Annotated in this window: 1 pseudogene; it reads right to left on the reverse strand. The window is 60.9% G+C overall.

From position 1 onward, the window contains the following. Window positions 1-2,019: pseudogene (locus tag Q1A48_RS21095) on the reverse strand (hypothetical protein); the annotation flags it as partial.

The following is a 2,019-nucleotide window of genomic DNA, read 5'->3' on the forward strand; positions in this document are numbered from 1 at the left end:
TTTATCGGGATCAAAGGGCACCTTATCCCGGTGGTGCATTACCACATAGTCGTTAAGGCGGGCCGCACCGCCACCGACTTGGCTGGAGCCGCCAGGGTAGTAACTCATAGCGCCGGAGCCGGAGATTTTCTCCCAGGATTGGGGATACTCCGCACTGGAAAAATCCTCCAAAAACGTATGGCTCTTTGTGCGGATCATCGCCCGTTCCAGGGCTGTGGCCCCTAAGGTGGCATTATCCTCCGGTTTATTGGGTCCGTAGGTTTTGTCCCAGTCGGCCTGGGAACCGGCAATCTGGTTGATTTTATTGAGCAGTGCCTGTCGTTGGGTGTACACCCCCTGCCATTTATTATCCCAGGTGCTGCGATTGATGGTGGTGACCGTGGTGGTATTGTTCCAGCCGGTACCGCTGAGATAATCCGACAGGGCGGTAATGGCACCGCTATAGGCGGTTTTCTCGCTGGTAATACCGTAACGGTTCGCCTGGATTTCAATACCGGTCTGTTCCGCTAGTAACTGGCTGTACTCGCGGATGACTTGGGGTTTTTCCCCGGGGTGCAGCTTGCTATCTGCGGCAATCGTATTTAAGTCGGCCAGTGCCTCGGTGGCATCGGTCTGGGCATCAGCAGCGGCAGCTTCGGCGGCAGCGGCCCTGGCGTCGGCCACGGAGGCATCCAGCAGGGCCTCCGGGTCACCGCTGCCACCGAGGGTGACCACCAGGCCGCCATAGCTGCCGCTGTCGCTACTACTGGCCCACACGGAAAGCTCATTGATACCCGCCACCAGCGTGATTGGGAAGCTGTACCACTGGGTAACGCCATCCTGTCCGCTCATTACCCCGACCTGGGCATCGTTCAGACCAATCCGGGCACCACCCTCGGCATCATTGGCCAGTACATGCAGATAGCCGCGCCCGGCGCTGGCGTTAAAGGTGTATTTGGTACCGCCGGCATAATTAGTGCTGGTGGGCCAGCTCAACCCCAGGGGTCTGCGGTCCCATTTAAATTGCAGTGCGGCACCGAGCATCCCGGCTTCGCGGGCCTGCTGCGCAATGGCGTCCAGCAGGGTGTTGCGGGCATGGTATGCCGCTTGCCAGTTGGCGTTCCAGAGGGTGCGACTGATGGGAGTATCCGCGCTGGTATTGTTCCAGGCGGGTGTGAGGCCACCGAGGTAACTGGTGAGCGCGGCCAGGTTGCCACTGTAATCGGCTTTTTCCGTGGTCAGGCCGGCGCCGTCGGCCTGGTTTTCAATCCCCGCCTGCTGGGCCAGTAATTGCGCGTACTCGCGGATAATCTGCAGTTTTTCGCTCTGGTGCAGTATGCCGTCCGCGGCGATATTATCCAGATCCGCCAGGGCAATATTCGCATCGGCCTGGGCCTCGGCAGCGGCATCCATGGCCTGTTGCACACTGGGATCCAGGGCCGGATCCTCGTAGTCGTCGTAGGGGGTGCGGGATTTGGGCACAAACAGAAGCCGCACGGCACTGGTGCCGAGACAGTGATCCCCCAGCCCGGCACTGCCGGGAGCACCAGGGCTCTCGCCATAGCAGGCAATAAGTTTGCTGTTGCTGAGCATCGGCATTGGATTTTGAGTACCGTCTACCAACAGCACAGTACCGCCAGGCGCACCACCGCCGCCGCTGCCACCGGGAATGGGTCTTGGCTCAACGCCCCTGCCGGGGTCGCCAGCACTGCCGGAGTTTTCCATTTTCCCGGACACACCCAACGCGATACCACGGGCGATCACCGCCAGACCGGCGCCGCCGCTGCCACCAAGGCCGCCGGTACCCGCCAGCTCATAACTTCGATCGCCGCGCAAATAGTAATAACTGTTGCCGCCCCTGGCGCCGCCAGTACCGCGCAGATCGTCAGGGATGCCCTGTAGATCCCCACCCTCGTTGACGATATTCAACGGCGGCATCACCGGGTTGCGCCCGGTCACTACCCTGCCGCGGGTAAGCTCGATAAGAGAACCGCGCCCATTACCGCCGCGACAGGAACCCAAAAAACCACGCCCGCCATT

The sequence above is a fragment of the uncultured Microbulbifer sp. genome, from assembly GCF_947489355.1.
Classification (GTDB): Bacteria; Pseudomonadota; Gammaproteobacteria; order Pseudomonadales; family Cellvibrionaceae; genus Microbulbifer.